Source organism: Massilia yuzhufengensis, from assembly GCF_900112225.1.
GTDB lineage: Bacteria > Pseudomonadota > Gammaproteobacteria > Burkholderiales > Burkholderiaceae_D > Telluria > Telluria yuzhufengensis.
In genome coordinates, this window is sequence record NZ_FOLD01000001.1 from 245,707 (window position 1) to 262,317 (window position 16,611).

Annotated in this window: 11 protein-coding genes; 6 read left to right on the forward strand and 5 right to left on the reverse strand. The window is 62.0% G+C overall.

All coding sequences use genetic code 11. From position 1 onward, the window contains the following. Positions 1 to 5 precede the first annotated feature (5 nt). The 5 genes from BM031_RS01120 to BM031_RS01140 form a co-directional block, all read right to left on the reverse strand. Positions 6 to 860 (reverse strand): hydrolase 1, exosortase A system-associated, encoded by an 855-nt coding sequence (locus BM031_RS01120; protein ID WP_091869950.1) that lies wholly within the window; start codon positions 858 to 860, stop codon positions 6 to 8. Then, positions 857 to 1,717, reverse strand: coding sequence for a hydrolase 2, exosortase A system-associated (locus BM031_RS01125; protein WP_091869953.1), 861 nt, complete (start codon positions 1,715 to 1,717; stop codon positions 857 to 859). The genes BM031_RS01120 and BM031_RS01125 overlap by 4 nt, the downstream gene beginning before the upstream one ends. Beyond that, complete coding sequence (locus BM031_RS01130; protein ID WP_218147548.1) at positions 1,714 to 1,959, reverse strand: acyl carrier protein; 246 nt, start codon at positions 1,957 to 1,959, stop codon at positions 1,714 to 1,716. Before BM031_RS01130 ends, BM031_RS01125 begins: the two co-directional genes overlap by 4 nt. A gap of 135 nt (positions 1,960 to 2,094) precedes the next feature. After that, positions 2,095 to 3,102 (reverse strand): polysaccharide deacetylase family protein, encoded by a 1,008-nt coding sequence (locus tag BM031_RS01135; protein ID WP_229408354.1) that lies wholly within the window; start codon positions 3,100 to 3,102, stop codon positions 2,095 to 2,097. A gap of 18 nt (positions 3,103 to 3,120) precedes the next feature. Beyond that, positions 3,121 to 4,434: a putative O-glycosylation ligase, exosortase A system-associated gene (locus BM031_RS01140; RefSeq protein ID WP_091869959.1), complete on the reverse strand. Its 1,314-nt coding sequence runs from the start codon at positions 4,432 to 4,434 to the stop codon at positions 3,121 to 3,123. A gap of 188 nt (positions 4,435 to 4,622) precedes the next feature. Here BM031_RS01140 and BM031_RS01145 point away from each other — a divergent pair, with 188 nt between their 5' ends. The 6 genes from BM031_RS01145 (at position 4,623) to BM031_RS01170 (ending at position 16,219) form a co-directional block, all read left to right on the forward strand. Then, positions 4,623 to 6,215 carry an acyl-CoA ligase (AMP-forming), exosortase A system-associated gene (locus tag BM031_RS01145; RefSeq protein WP_091869962.1) on the forward strand — a complete coding sequence of 531 codons (1,593 nt, stop codon included), beginning with the start codon at positions 4,623 to 4,625 and terminating at the stop codon, positions 6,213 to 6,215. Then, the gene (locus BM031_RS01150; protein WP_091869964.1) at positions 6,212 to 7,447 is read left to right on the forward strand and encodes a pyridoxal-dependent decarboxylase, exosortase A system-associated; all 1,236 of its coding nucleotides are present in this window, start codon (positions 6,212 to 6,214) and stop codon (positions 7,445 to 7,447) included. Before BM031_RS01145 ends, BM031_RS01150 begins: the two co-directional genes overlap by 4 nt. A gap of 18 nt (positions 7,448 to 7,465) precedes the next feature. After that, positions 7,466 to 9,313 carry an asparagine synthetase B family protein gene (locus tag BM031_RS01155; RefSeq protein ID WP_091869967.1) on the forward strand — a complete coding sequence of 616 codons (1,848 nt, stop codon included), beginning with the start codon at positions 7,466 to 7,468 and terminating at the stop codon, positions 9,311 to 9,313. After that, entirely contained in the window at positions 9,306 to 10,463 is a 1,158-nt protein-coding gene (locus BM031_RS01160) for a DegT/DnrJ/EryC1/StrS family aminotransferase (protein ID WP_091869970.1), read from the forward strand. The genes BM031_RS01155 and BM031_RS01160 overlap by 8 nt, the downstream gene beginning before the upstream one ends. Further along, positions 10,460 to 12,709, forward strand: a complete 2,250-nt coding sequence (locus tag BM031_RS01165; RefSeq protein ID WP_091869973.1) for a GNAT family N-acetyltransferase — start codon at positions 10,460 to 10,462, stop codon at positions 12,707 to 12,709. The genes BM031_RS01160 and BM031_RS01165 overlap by 4 nt, the downstream gene beginning before the upstream one ends. Positions 12,710 to 13,006: 297 nt before the next feature. Continuing rightward, positions 13,007 to 16,219 carry a hypothetical protein gene (locus BM031_RS01170; RefSeq protein ID WP_143084487.1) on the forward strand — a complete coding sequence of 1,071 codons (3,213 nt, stop codon included), beginning with the start codon at positions 13,007 to 13,009 and terminating at the stop codon, positions 16,217 to 16,219. Positions 16,220 to 16,611: the final 392 nt, after the last annotated feature.

Sequence of the window (16,611 nt, forward strand, 5' to 3'; positions counted from 1 at the left end):
ATTGCCTATCCGCGTAACCACTCGGTAGTCCAGGATGTTACCTGGTCACGCCATATCCGGCGCGAAAAGGTATGGTCTGCGTCGTTCAAGTGTCGCCGAGTGATGCGTGGTGCCCCAAGTAGCGTTGGCCAACCATGCGAACTGCCCGCCATATCGAGGAATTCCTTGGCGGTCAAATCCATGCCGCTGAAGATAAACAGCACCGGCCCGACAAATTCTTGAAGGCCGAAACGCATGCGTTCGGGCAGAGGCGCCCTGCCAAGGGTGCCCTGACCGACGTCTGGTCGTGGCCCGCTTCCAAGGACGGTGCCAACCTGCGTTAATAACGAGCGGGCCGCATCGCGAAAGGCGAACTGCCCGCTGAGCAACTTTTTCCATAGCTCGGGTGACAATAAGCGCGCGCCGTAATAATGTTTGAGTGTTGCCTTGGCCAGCCCTTCGGTCGTACGCACCCACGGATTGAGCAGCACCAGGCCCTTGACGCGCGGATCCTGGTGGGCATAAAACAGCGCAGCCGAGGCGCCGTCGCACAGGCCCCAGATCACGACTTCTTCCAGCGCGGGCACCATCGCAAAGAACTGGTCGATGGCTGCGCGCAGGTCGTGGCCCACCTCCTCGAAAGTGCGCAAGGCGCCGCTGCTGTCGCCCATCCCGCGATAGTCGAAGCGCAGGGTAGCATGGCCTTGCGCAGCCAGGCCGCGCGCCAGCAGGGTGAACTGACGGTGGCTGCCGGCCCGGTACTGTGGCCCGCCTACCACCACCAGCACGCCGCGGCGTTGTGGACGTTCAGGCAGGCTGAGGATGCCGAACAAGTCTTCGCCCTGGCACGCGAAGCGTACCGCGACGTCGCGCTGGCTCATGCCGCCTCCCGGCAGTGCACGGGCACGGCGTCCAGCGCGGCGCATGTTGCGTCCGTCAGCGCGTCCGACTCGCTGATTTCCTGGGTGGCCCAGAATGCCGGACCGGTCACCTGCTGCAGGCGCAGGTCGCAGCCTTGGGTGCGCCATTTGTCGGCCAGGCGCGCGAGCGCCGGAGCCAACGGGCGATCCGGGGCCGAGATCATCTCGAACCAGTGCACCCGGCTGGCCGCAGGTGCGAGCCGGGCTGCGTCGAGGCTGTCGATGGCGGCCGCCAGTTGCGGCGCCAGCTCGTAGCCGGCCACTTCCAGCGCCTGGCCGCCCAGCAGGGTGGTGCGCAGCATGCCGGTATTGCTGGCGGCCTTGTTTGGATCCGCTTCCGGCTGGGCAAGCATTTCGTTCACGCTCAGCAGGCGCAGGAATTGCTTCAAGAAAGCGCCGCCCTGCTGGACCGGTTGCCATAGAACGATGTCGGGCACGGCGCGTGCAGAACGCTGCGCGAATTCCAGCGCCAGCAGCCCGCCGAGGCGCAATCCCCACAAGCCGACCGGAACCTCGAGGCGCGCGTGTAGCCAGGCGCTGGCCGCTTCGAGGTCAGCCAGCCAGGTCTCCCAGCGCGCATCGGCGAAGTCGCCGCTGCTGTCGCCGCAACCGTACAGGTCCAGCTGCAACACACCGTAGCCGCGTGCGGCCAGGGCACGCGCCGTCAGCGCCGCCATCCGGCGCGCTTTGTTCATTTCGTCGCCAAATGGATGCACGTACAGCAGCGCGCCGCGGCAAGCGCCTGCAGGCGGATGGAACAGGCAGAAGCGCTGGCCGGGTTCTGCGTCCAGGAAGAACGGCTCGGCGCTGGGATTCATGCCATTTTTTGTTCGACGAAGGCCGTGAGGCTGCCCAGCGTTTCGAAGGTGCTGGCACTGATTTCGTCATCGTCGATCTCGAAGCCGAAATGTTCTTCCAGTGCGCCGATCAGGTTGACCACCGCCATCGAATCGAGCTCGGGAATGCTGCCCAGCAGCGGCGATTGCGCGGTGAGCGAATTGGCGGCATCGCCCAGGCTGAGTACGTCCGCGAGAATGCGCTTTACGTCGTCAATGTACACAATTACTCCATGAATCCGTGAGTGGGTGAATGATCCGGTGCAGTCACCGGAAGGGGAGGCGCCAAGGCTGCAAGTGCATGCACGACGGAATGCCATGGTACACGGTGCCCATCCGTCCAGTCCAGCGCGCGTGGCTCAGGCTGTCTCTCCCGCGCGCCGCATGTTTTGCATCAGCCGCATGGCGAAACGGATCCAGTTGCGATCCCAGGGCGTAAAGCGCGGCAACTGGTAGAAGTTGCTCGATGGGCTGGCAGCGCCCCACGAGGTCGATACCGCGCTGGTGAACCCGGCTGCGCGCACCATGTCAGCATGCTCGGCCAGGTAATCCTGGCCTGGTTTGCCGTTGGGATAGGCGAAGCTGTACACAGGCGCGCCCAGCAGCGCTTCAAGTGCTTCCTTGCCGTCGGAAATTTCGCGCCGTGCCTGTTCCGGCGCGAGCCGGGCAAGGATCGGATGATTGACGGTATGGCCTCCGATTTCCATGCCTGCGGCGTGCAACTGGCGCACCTGGGTGCCGGTCATCATCAAGTCGTCCGGCAGCGCCACGCCGACCAGTTCGCGCAGCAGCTCCACCTGTTCGTGACGCTCGGCCAATGGCAGGTACTTCAGCTTGGCGAGCAGGGTGCCAATCGCATGGCGCCGGCTGTTGAGCGAATCCAGGCGCAGCACACCAAAGCCGGCACGGCCAAGGTCGATCTGGTCGGGCGCACGGCGGACCAGTTCGATGATGGTGTCGTTCCACATGCGTCCACCATCCAGGAAGCCGGTGGACACGTAGAAGGTAGCGGCCACGCCATGGCGGCGCAGGATCGGCAGCGCAACTTCGGCGTTATCGGCGTAGCCGTCGTCGAAGGTGATGCAGGTCGCGCGCGGGGGCAGGGTGCCGGCGCGCAGTTGCACCAAGCCTTGCTCGAGCGTGACCAGATTGAAACAGGCCGTCAACAGACCCAGTAGTTGGTCGAAGCGGGCGGCGTCGACCTCGTTCGGGAACAGGGGATCGGCTTGCGGCAGCACGCGGTGGAAGATCAGGATCGACAGGCGCTGGCGTGGGCTGCCGAGGGCAAGGATCGACTTGAGCAAAGGATACATAGTAATGGAGGCGGCGCCAGTGGCCGTCGGCAGATCGGAATAGAAAAGTGACATGAAAGCTCGCTCGTTAGCTCAGGTGGCGGTGACTGCTTTGGGCCGCAACGATTGGCGAGAATCAGGAAAGCTGTGCTGGGTTCCTGTCTTTTGCTCGGCCAGATGTTTCTCGACGAGCACACCAGTCGCTACCATGGTCATCATCAGGTAATACTGTACATCGTAATAAACGAGACTGAGGAACGCACCTCCGACGGAAAACCCAACCATGCTTACCTGCAGCATCGTCGCAAGGTCTTTTGCCCAATGCAATTCAGGTAGTTTTTCGGTCTTTCGTATGATCCAGGAGCCTTTGCGCCAAGTAAGGAAACCCAAGGTCATGTAAAGCAGGAATCCCACCCAACCATGTTCGCCCAAGGCTTGGAAGTAGATGCTATGGGCCGCGTGTGGATCCTCCGGGTCTGGCGCATATTTGGCGAAAACAGGACCTTTCCAAAGTTCGAAACCACCTCCAACCAGTGGCCGGTCATTAGCCAGATTGACCGCCAGCTTCCACGCATTGATACGCCCCATCGCCGACGCATCAGATTGGTATTCATTGATAGTATCCATGCGCTCTGTCCACTTGTCCGGCATGAATGCAATTGCCACAGGAATCATAAGTACCATTACGATGCCTGGCACCAATTTTTTCGGACTTTTGATCCACAGGAAGAACAGCATGGCTGCGACGCCAAGCAATGCACCGCGCGAGTAGGAACCGATTGCAGCGGCCGCGCACAAAGGCATCGAAACAGCCAACGCGCGCCGTACCCATTTATTCTGTGATACCAGCCGAAGGTAGAACATGATGGGAATGATAGTAATGAAGGCCAAGGCGACTTCATTGTTACCTTCGATGAGGCTCCCAGATGGACCCCATACAATGTTGCCGCCACCAGTCAAGATGGTGAACAGGCCGCCCTTGGTGCCGTAATAACCGATCGAAATCATTAAGGCCCAAGCTAGACATTCAATTTGCCGACGCGTCTTGATCATCATGCCAGTAACCAGAGTCATTAACATAATTTTGTTGACTTGTGACAGTCTTTCCTGTGCGCTTTCCGGATAGAACGCAAACAGTGTTGTCAAGTTCATCCACAAGGTAAACATGATGAGCGTCACTGTAATTGGCGTGACCGGCAGCTTTTTCGGGTCGCGCGTGATGACCACGCCAACCAGGGTCACTCCAGCAATGATGGCGGCAAAGGGAAAATCGTAGGCAAACCCCCAGCTCAGGCGATGCGGATTCATGACACTGATCCATACCCACATGAGCACGCCTATCCATGGCCGCTTCAGGGCGAACGGCAGGGAGCCGAGAACGATCAGGGTGATGACGATGTCGCGCATGGAGCAGTTGACGGGGGAAAGAATCCGGATGGTACCTTATTTCCACCTCGACACGATTCATTGTCAGGCGCCATTGCAACACCCGCACACAGAATGTTATGAAATCGCATCATTTTTTGTTAATGTGCTATTGTTCGACCGGTTCCGCATGACCAGCAAACAGCACCAAGACATCATCAATACTCCCCATGAGCCACCTCGTCCACGAATTCATTTTTGACGCGGCCGACCGCGTCCCGGGCGCCGAGGCGCTCGTCCATGGCAGCCGTCGCCTTGACTACGCCACCCTGGCCACCGAAGTCCGGCAAGTCGCCCAGGCCCTTCTTTCCCTGGGCCTTGCGCGCGGCGAACGGGTCGCCGTCTATCTGGAAAAACGGACTGAAAATGTGACATCGATGTTCGGCGCAGCCGCTGCCGGCGCTGTCTTCGTCCCTGTCAATCCGCTGCTCAAGCCGGACCAGGTGGCCTTCATCGCCGCGGATTGCGACGTGCGCGTGCTGGTCACCTCGCCCGAGCGGCTGCGCCAGCTCGGCCCGAGCCTGGCCGAATGCCCAGCCCTGCACACCGTCGTCGTTACGGAAGGCGCGGCGACCTTGCCGGAGATCGAAGGGATCAGGGTGGTTTCCTGGAGCACGGTCCTGGCCGAGGGCGGCGAACGCGAGCACCGCCCCCATCGCGCGATCGACGGCGACATGGCCGCCATCTTGTATACATCAGGCAGCACCGGCAAGCCCAAAGGGGTGGTGCTGTCGCACCGCAATATCGTGGCCGGCGCCGAAAGCGTGGCAAGCTACCTGGGCAACACCCCGCAGGACCGCATCCTGGCCCTGCTGCCGCTGTCTTTCGACTATGGCATGTCGCAGCTGACCACCGCCTTCCACGTGGGCGCGACCGTGGTGCTGATCAACCACCTGCTGCCGCGCGACGTGCTCAAGGCCGTAGAAGCCGAGCGCATCACCGGCCTGGCGGCGGTGCCGCCGCTATGGATCCAGCTGGCCGCGCTCGACTGGCCGGCCAACTGCACGCTGCGCTACCTGACCAATTCCGGCGGCGCCATGACGCGCGCCACGCTGGGCGCCCTGCGCCGCGTGCTGCCGCAGGCCCAGCCCTACCTGATGTACGGCCTGACCGAGGCCTTCCGCTCCACTTACCTGCCGCCGGCCGAACTCGAGCGCCGCCCGGACTCCATGGGCAAGGCGATCCCGAACGCCGAAGTAATGGTGCTGCGCCCGGACGGCAGCGAATGCGCGCCCGGCGAACCCGGCGAACTGGTGCACCGCGGGGCCCTGGTCTCGCTCGGCTACTGGAACGATCCGGCCAAGACCGCCGAGCGCTTCAAGCCGGTGCAGTCCATCCACAACGGGCTGGTACTCACCGAACTGGCGGTCTGGTCGGGCGACACCGTGCGCCGCGACGAGGACGGCTTCCTGTATTTTATTAGCCGCAAGGACGAAATGATCAAGACTTCCGGCTACCGGGTCAGCCCTACCGAGGTCGAAGAAGTGGTGTATGCGCGCGATAACGTGGCCGAAGCGGCCGCGATCGGCGTCACCCACCCGACCCTGGGCCAGGCGATCGCGTTGATGGTGCATCCGAAGGACGGTACCGGCCTGCTGGCCGACGAACTGCTGGCCGCGCTCAAACCGCAGTTGCCCGCCTATATGCTGCCGGCGAAGATCATCGTGTCGGACGCCCCCCTGCCGCGCAACCCGAATGGCAAGATCGACCGCAAGCTGCTGTCGACCCAGCTCGAAGGTATCTTCGCCGAGGTGGCGCGATGAACGCCCCGCGACCGAAACATGCGCCGCTGACCCAGTTCGAGGTCGTCGACGACAGCCTGGTGGTGGGCGGCATGCCGCTTGCGCGCCTTGCCGCCCGGGTCGGCAGCACCCCCTTTTATGCCTATGATCGCGCGCGCCTGGACGAGCGCGTGGCCTACCTGCGCCAGCACCTGCCGCCTGAAATCCACCTGCACTACGCGATGAAGGCCAACCCGATGTCGGCCGTGGTCCAGCACATGGCGACCCTGGTCGATGGCATCGATGTCGCCTCCGGCGGCGAGCTGCAGGTGGCGCTGGACACCATCATGCCGCCGGAACGCATCAGCTTTGCCGGTCCCGGCAAGAGCGACGCCGACCTGCGTTGCGCGATCGCGGCCGGCATCATACTGAACGTGGAAGGGTTCGGCGAGCTCGACCGCATCGCTCTGGCCGGCCGCGAGCTGGGCATCACCGCCAAGGTGGCGGTGCGCGTGAATCCCGATTTCGAACTGAAGTCGTCCGGCATGAAGATGGGCGGCGGACCCAAGCAGTTCGGCGTGGACGCCGAACGGGTGCCCGAGATGCTGCGCCGGATCGGCGAACTCAAGCTGGCGTTCGAAGGCTTCCATATCTTCAGCGGTTCGCAGAACCTGAAGGTGGCTTCGCTGCAGGAAGCCCACGACAAGACCTTCGAATTGGCGCGTCGCCTGGCCAAGGATGCGCCGGGTCCGGTGTTGACCCTGAACATTGGCGGCGGCATCGGCATTCCCTATTTCCCGGGCGAAGAACGGATCGACCTGGCGGCGGTGGGTACCCATCTGCGCGAGATCCTGCCCGATGCGCGGCGCGACCTGCCGCAAGCCCAGGTGGTAATGGAACTGGGCCGCTACCTCGTGGCCGAGGCGGGCATCTACGTGTGCCGCGTGGTCGAGCGCAAGGAGTCGCGCGGCGAGGTTTTCCTGGTTACCGACGGCGGTCTGCACCACCACCTGGCGGCGTCGGGCAATTTTGGCCAGGTCATTCGCAAGAATTACCCTGTCGTGATCGGCAACCGGGTCGCCGGCGGCGAACGCGAAGTCGCTTCCGTGGTCGGCCCCCTGTGCACGCCGCTCGACCTGCTGGCCAACCAGATGGAACTGGCCAAGTCCGGGCCGGGCGACCTGGTCGTGGTATTCCAGTCGGGCGCCTATGGCCTGACTGCCAGTCCGGGGGGCTTCCTGAGCCACCCGGCCGCACGTGAAGTGCTGGTGTAACAAGAAGGAGATTGTGCAGTGAGCGGATTGTGCGGATGGATGGGCCACGGCGCCGGTGTTGGCGATAACCAAGCCCTGCTGGCGACGATGGCCGCCCCCCTGGGGCGTTTCGATGCGACGCCTGTGCGTCATGTGGCCGGACGGCGCAGCGCGGCTGCCCTCGCGGCCCAGCCTGCGAGCAGCCATGTCTACCAGCAAGACGGGCTGACCGTGGCGCTATGGGGCCAGGTGCAGCTGGCCGGCACCCGGTCCGCAGGCGACGAACTTGCCGCGGAACTCGCGGCAGGCTGGCGCCAGGACCCGGACGCGGTCTGCGCGCGCCTGGGCGGCGCGTTTTCGCTGTGCATCCTCGACGAGGCACGCGGTGAAGCGCTGCTGGCGGTCGACCGCACCGGCACCCGGCCATTGGTCTACCAGCTGGCCGGCGAGACCCTGGTATTCGCCTCTTCGAGCGACGCGCTGGTGCGCCACCCGGCCACTCCGGGGCAGATCGACCCGCAAGGCCTGTACAACTACGTCTATTTCCACATGGTCCCGGGACCCGGCACCGTGTACAAGGGCCAGCAGCGCCTGCTGCCGGGGGAGTACCTGCGCTACCGCCAGGGCGCCATCGAAAAACGCCCCTACTGGCAGATCCGCTTCGACGAACGCCAGGGCCAGTCCTTCGAGGCGCTCAAGGAACAGTTCCTGCAGCACCTGAAGGACAGCGTGCGCCAGGCCAGCGAAGGCCAGAAGGTCGGCGCCTTCCTGTCCGGCGGCACCGACAGCTCGACTATCGCCGGGATCCTGACCCAGGTCGGCGGCAAGCCGGCCGACACCTATTCGATCGGCTTCGAGGCCGAGGGCTATGACGAAATGGAATACGCGCGCCTGGCGTCGCGCCACTTCGGCACCAACCACCACGAATACTATGTGACGCCGGACGATGTGGTCGCCGCGATTCCGAAAATGGGCGCGGTGTTCGACCAGCCTTTCGGCAACGCCTCCGCGGTGCCGGCCTTTTATTGCGCCCAGATGGCCAAGCGCGACGGCGTGACCTGCATGTTCGGTGGCGACGGCGGCGACGAGCTGTTCGGCGGTAACGAGCGCTATGCCAAGCAGACCGTGTTCGCGCTGTACGACAGGCTGCCGGGACTGCTGCGCAAGGCCCTGCTCGAGCCGGCGGTGTTCAACTTCCCGGGTGGCGGCATGATCAAGCCGATCCGCAAGGCACGCAGCTATATCGAGCAGGCCTCGGTCCCGATGCCGGCCCGCCTCGAAACTTATAATCTGCTGGGCCGCTACGGCGCCGCGCAGGTGTTCGATGCCGACTTCCTCGCCAGCGCCGACCTCGACGGGCCACTTGCCAGCCTGCGCGACGCCTATGGCAAGCAGCCGTCGGCCAGCCTGATCAACCAGATGCTGGCGCTCGACCTGAAAGTCACCCTGGCCGACAACGACCTGCCGAAGGTGATCAAGGCCTGCGAGCTGGCCGGGGTCGACGTCGCCTTCCCTTTCCTGAGCGACGCCATGGTCGAGTTCTCGACCCACTTGACGGCCAAGCAAAAGCTCAACGGCACCAAGCTGCGCTGGTTCTTCAAGGAGGCGCTGCGCGGTTTCCTGCCGGACGAGATCATCACCAAGCAGAAGCACGGCTTCGGACTGCCCTTCGGCGTCTGGCTGGAAAAACACCAGCCGCTGCAGGAACTGGCTTACGACAGCCTGTCGAGCCTGCGCGGCCGCGGCATCGTGCGCGCGGAGTTCATCGATGACCTGCTGGGCAAGCACCTGAAGGAGCACCCTGGCTACCACGGCACCATGGTGTGGGTACTGATGATGCTGGAGCAGTGGTTCCGCCAGCGACCGGCTGCAGCCCCGCATGCCTGAGATTTGCCGTTTCGACCCCAGCGGCTGCGGTTTTCCGCCGCCGCGGGTGCCGCTGCTGCCGGCGGCCGGCATGCGGGAGCTGTCCGGCAGTGCCTCCGACCGGGTACCTCCCAGGCTGCTGGATGGCCGCGGAGTGCGCCGCTTCGCGCGTGGCCGCTACGCGCTGCATGCGGCCTTCCAGGCCGCCGGCCTGGGCCCGGACACAGTTGTGCTGGCTCCCTCCTACCATTGCCGCACCATGCTTGACCCGGCCCTGGCGCTGGGCGCCGGCGTGGCCCTGTACGCACTGGATGAGCGGTTGGTCCCAGACCTGGCCAGTATCGAGCGCCTGCTTGGCGCCAGCGGCGCCGGCGCGCGCGCGCTGCTGGTGACCCATTATTTCGGCTTCGAGCAGCCGGCCCAGGTCATGGACGCGCTCGATGCGCTGTGCCGGCGCCACGGCCTGCTGCTGGTGGAAGACTGCGCGCATGCCTGGATGGTCGCGCAGCGCCGCGTGGCTGCCGGCTGCCCTGATGCGCGCCTGGTAGTCGCCAGTCCCTATAAATACTTCCCTTGTCCGGACGGCGGCATGCTATGGGGCGACCCAGCTTCGCTCCCATCCCAGGGCGCGGGCGCAGGCTTCATGGCCGAGCTCAAGGCCTTGCGCCAGATGGGATTGCGTCGCGATGCCGTCCTGCCTGCACCGGCGGTCGCGCCCCCAGGCATGGCCCGTGGCGCCGAACACCGCGCGCACGACGACCAGCCCTCGCACTACTATGACCGCGCACTGGAGCGGCGCGATTCCCTTCAGCTCACACGCTGGCTGGTCGGTCGCGCCCGGCCGGAAGCGATCGCCGCCCAAAGGCGCCGACGCTACCGAGAATGGGTGGACGTCCTGCGGTGTTTGCAGCATGCACGCGCATTCCAGCCTGAGCTGCCCGAGTCCTGTGCTCCTTATATGTTTCCCATGCTTATTTCACGTCCAGACCCCGATTTTTTCCTGCTCAAGCAGGCCGGCATGCCGATCTGGCGCTGGGATGACATGGCGCTGTCCGACTGCGGCGTGGCCAGCCGGTATCGCACCCGCTTGCTGCACCTGCCCTGCCACCAGGGGCTATCCGATGCCCAGATGGACTGGATGACGACGCTCGCGTGCAAGGTGCTGGCATGAGGCGCTGGAACGTTATCCCGCTCCAGGATGGACTTGGACACCACAAGGCAGAATGGGATGCGCTGAACCTTCGCCATTTCGGCAACCATCCTCTGCTGTCCAGTTTATTTGTCGAGGGCCTGCTGCGCGAATTCGGGAACGGGGGGGAATTCCTGGTCGCCCTGGAAGACAGTGGAACCATACGCGCCATGGCCATCCTGCGCCGACGCAATCGCTTCATGTGGCAAAGCTTCTTGCCCGCTCAATGCCAGCTGGGACCGACCCTGGTGCCCGAAGCGGCCATGCTCGATGGCCTGGTCGCCAGCCTGCCGGGCCAGGTCTTGCAGCTCGACTTGCTGTGCAACGATCCTCATTCGAACGACGTACTTGACGCGGCGCCGCGTGCAGCACGGCGGATGGCGCACGCGCTCACCATGAGCGTTTCCCTGGAAGGCAGTTTTTCCGACTACTGGGCCGGGCGTCCACGCAGCTTGGCAGGCAACCTGCGCCGCTACGCGCGGCGTGCCGAGGAGGACAAACTGGAGCCGCGCCTGGTTATGGTGACGGAGCCGGACCAGGTCGGGGCGGCGCTTGATCGCTATGCACGGCTGGAAGGCGCCGGCTGGAAAGGCAGGCGCGGCACGGCGCTGGACTCGACGCGTGAACAGTACCGCTTCTATGAGGACCTGTTGCGCGCCGCTGCGCAGTGTGGGCGTGCGGCGGTCTACGAGATGTGGCTGGGAAACCGCTTGGCGGCATCGCGCTTTGCCTTGTCAGAAAACGGCACGCTGGTGATGCTCAAAACCTCATACGACGAGGACCTTGCGCGCTATGCGCCTGGTCGCCTGCTGTTGCGCGCGGCGATCGAGCACGCCTTCAACCGTTTCCCTGGCGGCAGGATTGAGTTCTGTACCGACGCCAGCGCCGACCAGCTCGAATGGGCGGACGGGTCGCGCTGGATCGAACACCTGAGCCTGTTCCGGAATCGTGCAGTGGAGGTCGTGCATCTCGCTTTCCAGGCCTGGCACGGGCCGCGCCGCCTGCGCGCACGCCGTAGCGAAGATGAGCCGCGTGACCACTCTTGCGACAGTGTTGTCGAGGTGTACGCGAGCCTTGACGCGTTGCCACCCGATGCGTGCGCCTTCCTGCAAACGGCCGAATCGCGCAACATCGGCTTTGGACTCGACTGGTACCGCAACCTCGTGCGTACGGTGTATCGGGATCACGGGGGTTTGCGCTTGTACGTATTGCGGCACTCGAATAAGCCAGTTGCGGTGCTGCCGCTGCGGATCGAGCGTGCGCGCATTGGCTGGACTGCACATTCGCTCAGCAACTACTACACGACACTATATGAACCGGTCCTGGCGCCGAATACGAAAGGTGCGGACCTCGTTCCCCTGCTCGACAAACTGCGCGCGGATTTCTCATGCCTGGGATCGTTGATGCTGGCGCCAATGGCGCATGGGTCGCATGCCTACGTCGTCCTGCTGGAAGCGCTCGCCCTTGGACGCTGGTTTCCGTTCGAGTACTTTGCGTTCGGCAACTGGTACGAGCCGGTACGCGGCAGTTGGCCTGACTATCTTGCAGAGCGCAAGAGCAACCTGCGCAGCACGATCAAAAGGATGGGCAAGAAATTCGCAGGTGAAGGCGGTGTGCTGGAAGTGGTGACCCGTCCCGAAGACATGCCCGAGGCCATCGCTGCCTATGAAAAAGTGTATGCCGCCAGCTGGAAAAATCCTGAACCGTTCAAGGAGTTCATGCCGGGCCTGCTGCAGACCTGCGCTGAGAAGGGAATGCTGCGCCTTGGTCTGGCCAGGCTGAACGGCGAGCCGGTCGCGGCCCAGGCATGGATCGTGGGTCACGGGCGGGCCGAGATCTATAAAGTGGCCTATGACGAAGGATTCAAGGAATTCTCGCCGGGCACCCTGGTGACTGCGATGCTGGTCCAGCATGTGATGGAAATCGACGAGGTAAGCGAAATCGATTACTTGATCGGTGATGACGCATACAAGAAGACCTGGATGAGCGAACGACGCGAACGCTGGGGCATTGTTGCTTATAACCTGCGCTCGCTACCTGGCATCCTGGGCTTCCTGCGTGAAGCATCGGGCCGTGCTTTCAAACATTTGCGTCATACCTTACGGCGCCGGGAACGCTCCGCTGATACGTCGTCCCCGTCGGTCCAGCCTCCAATAACGGCGGCGTTATCCTCCAGAGTTCGACGGTGCACGGCGTTTGGGAAAATGTTTTCGAAAAAACCACAGTAGGTAATATTTTTTCATACAAATATTACATTTCCTGTTGTTTTTCCCTCTAGAAATTGCTTTACTTGTAACCCACTGTTACAAAATTTCGTTGTTCCAACGCATTTTTTCACTGTTTATTGCCTCATGTCTATTTCCTCGTGGATAGATCATGCCTACAATCATTCCTGACTTTGAACGAAAGCACAGGGATCTTCCTCTATCCCTGCAAGAACTTTCGCTTATTCCACGGTAGTGTATGTGTGACAACTGCGTCCGCTGGGCACCTTAAATTCTTCAGTTCTTTTTCTTATGGTAGACATGGTTAACACTAAACGTCGAGATTTTCTGCGTCGCTCGGGCGCAATGGCTGCAGTCGGTGCACTGACCGCATGCGGCGGCAGCACCGATTCGTTCGAAGCTGACGGTGCTACCAGCTTGGGAGAAGGCACGCCGGTCACCACGCTGAGCACAATGTCCTCGAGTGCGGCCGCACTTGCTCCGCTGGCCGACGCAAATTTCACACTAAAAAGCGCGGCTGCTCAAGCACGTGCGCCCTACACCCTGGGCTATGCATTCCAACAAGGTGACGTGCCCAGGGGCAGCAGTGTCACTGCCGATGTCGGCACGCTACAGGTCATTCCAAAGAACGCCTGGCCTGACGGCTCGCTCAAGTTCGCAGTACTGTCCGGCATCATCGACCTTGCCGCGAACACGCCGAAGACTATTAATCTGAGCCGCAGCACGGCGCCTGCGACCGGCACGCCACTGGACACCCTGCGCCTGCGGTTCACCAACATCATCGCCGAAGTGGGCACCGATGCGTTCGGCAGCGCTCGCTGGTCCGGCGCCGATTGGGATACGCCGTTCGCCAGCTGGGTCTCGGGTCCGATCATGTCGTCCTGGATTTACCGTAAGCCGATCGGCGTCGACAAGCACCTCGTCGCCTGGCTCGAGGTCCGTCTCTTCAACAACGGCATGGTCGAAGTTCTCCCATGGATCGAGAATGGCTACCTACAGGTTGCCGCCCCCACCAACAAGCTGACGCGTTACACTTTTACCCTCGGGAAAACCCAGCGTTTCTCCGCCACGATTGACCTGAAGCACCATCAGCGTACTCCGCTGATCAGCGGCGCGGCGCTGTCGTACTGGCTTTCCGGTGACGCGACCGTTGTTCCGACGCATAATAAGGCTTACCTGCAGGCGACCGAATTGGTGCCGAGCTATATGGCGAAGATTGCCGGCACGTCAGCTATCGTGAAAGGCTTGGTCGCTTCCTACCAGCCACTTCAGGCCGGTAACTTCAAGTTTGATCAGGACAACATGGCCTCATCAGGCTATCAGGAGCCAATCGGTCTGCTGCCTCAGCACGATGTTCTCTATCTGACCAGCGATGCGCCAGAAGCCTATGGGGCCGTGGTCCGTAATGGCTTCTCTGCCGGCCGCTGGGGTATCCACTATCGCGACGAGACCACCAACCGGCCTCTGCGCTTTTCTAGTTATCCGACACTAAACATTGGTGATAATCAAGCCTTCAAGGACAATGGCGGTTCGACTGCCGGCCGCTATACCCCTGCGCCAACCGGGGGCAACCCACCCGGTTGGGATGTTGCACATAGCCCGTCCGTCGGCTATCTGGCGTATCTCGTGACCGCGCGATTTTACTTCATGGAGGAAGTGCAGTTCGCCGCTACCGCCAACTATCTCGGCAATGGTGACAACACCTCCCTGCGTACCGGCAGTAAAGGTCTGGTGCAAACTGCCGTGAGCGCGTGGCAGACCCGTTCGGCAGCTTGGGATTGGCGTGCGAAAGTACAGGCGTTGGCGGTCACTCCGGACAACGACACCGCATTGCGTAGCGAGTTCATTGCATCGGTCGAGGCGAATATTGAACATTTCCATGGCCGCTACGTTGCCCAGCCAAACAATCCGTTTGGTTGGATCAAGCCGGGTGAAAGCTATGACAATACCCTGCGTCCAGGTGCCCCATGGCAGCAGGATTTCGTAACCGCCGCGTTCGGTTACTCGGTGTCGCTTGGACTGCCAATTTCGAGTGCTGCAAGCAGCAAATTGGCAGCCTTCTTCCAATGGAAGGCAAAAAGCGCGGTGATGAGGTTAGGTGATAAATCAGGTTTCTGGTACGTCAACGCGGTTCCCTACCAAGTCATGATTTCGCCCGCGGCCCTGCCCGACTACGACCGGGGTACCGGGCCGTGGTATACGACCGACGCTCAGGTGTATGCGGCAACCTACGCGAATCCGCCAGCGTGGCTCGGCAAGTCGGAGGGTGTACTGGCTGCCGAGTACATGCCAGGTGTCGACGCCATGTGGGGCAACTTAATGCCGGCCATCGCCTACGCTGTGCGTCACGGTGTACCGGGTGCCCAGGAAGCCTATGGACGGATGGTTAGCGCCAGCAACTGGGGGACATTGCGCGATGCATTTGGTGGACGCCCAGTGTGGTCGGTGCAGCCCGCTAAGATGTTACCTGTAGAGGTCCCAGTCGCAATGCCTACCCCGAGCGGTACGCCGGCATGGCTGGCTGGCGCGGCTGTCGGCCAGTGGGTCGAGATTGCCAACACTGCCGGTGCCGGCGGTGCTGCAATGGCGTATAGCGGTTTTGCTTACCGTGACGACACCAACGAGATCATGATCGCGGCGGCTGGCGGGCACGGCGATGCGTTCGATAACCGTGTAGTGTCGCTGCGCTTAACTGCGGATGCTCCTGCATGGACCCAGCGCATGGCACCGAGCACGGCGATTGCAATGGACGTTCCTTATTATCCTGACGGTAAACCGACCTCCCGTCACCTGTACAGCTCGGTTCACTTTGTTCCGCAAGTCAATCGTTTGATGGTTTTCGGTATCAAGGGAGCTTACGGCAATGCCCATGATTTTTCCACGGTGGATGCCTTCAACCCCGATACCAATACTTGGGATGCGCCAGGTTCGTGGCAGAACATGCCTTCCGGTCACCTTGGCGCTGTCAAGGTGCGCGCAACAGGCGATATTTGGAGCAGCTTCCTGGCAAAATGGTCGCCGGTGACCAAAACCTGGACCCAGCCGATCACGACTCGTACTGATACAGTGCGCGCACCAATAGCTCACGATTCGTTGCGCAACCAGCTGTTTACCATGAACTGGGGTGACGGCCAGGGCTATGGAACACCGAAGCTGTTCACCAGTATCGTACCGTGTAACGGGTCAGTACAAATCAGCATCAGGCTCAATCCGAGTGCTGCACTCTCGAGCTTGGAGGCAGAGCAGCCTTCCTATGCTGGTATGGACTATGACGTTGCAAATGACCGCTTCTTGTTCTACTGCGGTCAAGGAGCGAGCGCCGGCAGGATATACGTGGTGAAGCCGAACGCCGGTACGAACTGGGACATCAGCATCCTGCCGAGCAGCGGCAAACTGCCCCCGGCCACGCTGGGAGACGGTGTACATACGCGCTTCCGTTTTATTCCGGCTTTGAACGGGTTTGTGCTACTGCCAAATGGTCACTCGAACTTGTTCTTCATCCGTACCGCCTGATGCGGTGAGGTGATAGAGCGGTAGCGTAAGCCTCGCAGTACTGCGTCGTCCCGGCAGGCCCGTAGTGTCGCTTAAACTGCCGTCGGCAACTCCGCGTTATTGGTCTGGGTCGAAGTACAGCCAAAAAGATGCCCCGCGAGAGCGGGGCATCTTTGTTCAGCATGTGTACAAATCTTTTGGATTCATCCGCAGATAGCGCTGGCGCAGTATTTGATTTGTGCGGTAAAAGAACAGCCTAGCCGAGTTCGACATTTGACATATTTCTTTGTTGACCGTCTTCCGCGATTCTGGGTAGTTTTCGCGTGCGCGAGATGCAACGGGGAAAACCAAGCGATGAGCGTGGATGTTTCCGTCGTCAACACCTCATCTCTGACGCAAGAATATTCTGAAGT

Bases quoted from the DNA above. Each gene is read 5' to 3' on its own strand.
- BM031_RS01120 (WP_091869950.1), bottom strand. From the start codon at position 860: ATGAGCCAGCGCGACGTCGCGGTACGCTTCGCGTGCCAGGGCGAAGAC.
- BM031_RS01125 (WP_091869953.1), bottom strand. From the start codon at position 1,717: ATGAATCCCAGCGCCGAGCCGTTCTTCCTGGACGCAGAACCCGGCCAG.
- BM031_RS01135 (WP_229408354.1), bottom strand. From the start codon at position 3,102: ATGTCACTTTTCTATTCCGATCTGCCGACGGCCACTGGCGCCGCCTCC.
- BM031_RS01140 (WP_091869959.1), bottom strand. From the start codon at position 4,434: ATGCGCGACATCGTCATCACCCTGATCGTTCTCGGCTCCCTGCCGTTC.
- BM031_RS01145 (WP_091869962.1), top strand. From the start codon at position 4,623: ATGAGCCACCTCGTCCACGAATTCATTTTTGACGCGGCCGACCGCGTC.
- BM031_RS01150 (WP_091869964.1), top strand. From the start codon at position 6,212: ATGAACGCCCCGCGACCGAAACATGCGCCGCTGACCCAGTTCGAGGTC.
- BM031_RS01160 (WP_091869970.1), top strand. From the start codon at position 9,306: ATGCCTGAGATTTGCCGTTTCGACCCCAGCGGCTGCGGTTTTCCGCCG.
- BM031_RS01165 (WP_091869973.1), top strand. From the start codon at position 10,460: ATGAGGCGCTGGAACGTTATCCCGCTCCAGGATGGACTTGGACACCAC.
- BM031_RS01170 (WP_143084487.1), top strand. From the start codon at position 13,007: ATGGTTAACACTAAACGTCGAGATTTTCTGCGTCGCTCGGGCGCAATG.